General features: G+C 62.5%; 1 protein-coding gene. It reads left to right on the forward strand.

The features are described from left to right. Positions 1-832: sensor domain-containing protein (locus A5713_RS01750; RefSeq protein ID WP_156751705.1), on the forward strand; the 832-nt coding region annotated here is incomplete at both ends.

Raw genomic sequence — 832 nt, forward strand, 5'->3', positions numbered from 1 at the left:
CGACTTGAGACCGACGCCAAGCAGCAAGCAAGTTGGGGAAATCGATCCGCGTTTCTCGCACTGCTCCTATTCTTCGACCAACAGATACGGATCTCGCCCTTTTGGCAAGGAGACGAAATGAGGATTCGTTTCATTGTTTCGGCGCTCGGGGCTGTAGTGGTCGCGTTGGCGGTTGGGTGCGGCGGCGGGCAGGGCGGCGGCCACAGCGCCACTTCGGTGGCACCCTCGCCGACACCCACAGTCGGGCCGACGCTGGCGCTCAATCGCATCGACGAGCTGCTCGTGCCGCCGGAAGTGGTCGGCGACATCGTCGGCTCGAAACTCAACTGGACGGGCACGCCCCCGCCCGGTTGGACCAGGCCTCCATCACCCCCTGTCATCGACGAGGGCAACCCCGACTGTGCGGCGCTGTTCGGGCTGGACACCAACACGGTTGGCGTGGCCTATACCGGATGGCGGAGCAATCAATACAGGGAGGAAAAGGACACTTCAGGTCATGCGGTCCGTCAAGCCGTTGCGACGGTTGTCGATTCCAAAGCAGCGACGGTGTTGCTTGGCAACGCTTTTGCCAAGCGTCTCGATGCGTGCAGCAATGCCGTCATCCACCTGAGCGGCAAATATCGATGGAGATTCCAGAAGACCGACGCGACCGATACGGGAGTGCGGTGGACGGGAACGGAACTGGAGGACGGGCAGATCACCGGCTGGGTCTGCGCCAGCGAGGCGCGGGCAAAGAACAATGTGGTGATCTACGCGCAGGTGTGCCAATGGGGCAACGGCGCTCCGGCCGCAGCGACGATCCTGGACAAGATGTCGGCGAAGATACCGGGAT

This window comes from Mycobacterium sp. E2497 (assembly GCF_001668695.1).
GTDB lineage: Bacteria > Actinomycetota > Actinomycetes > Mycobacteriales > Mycobacteriaceae > Mycobacterium.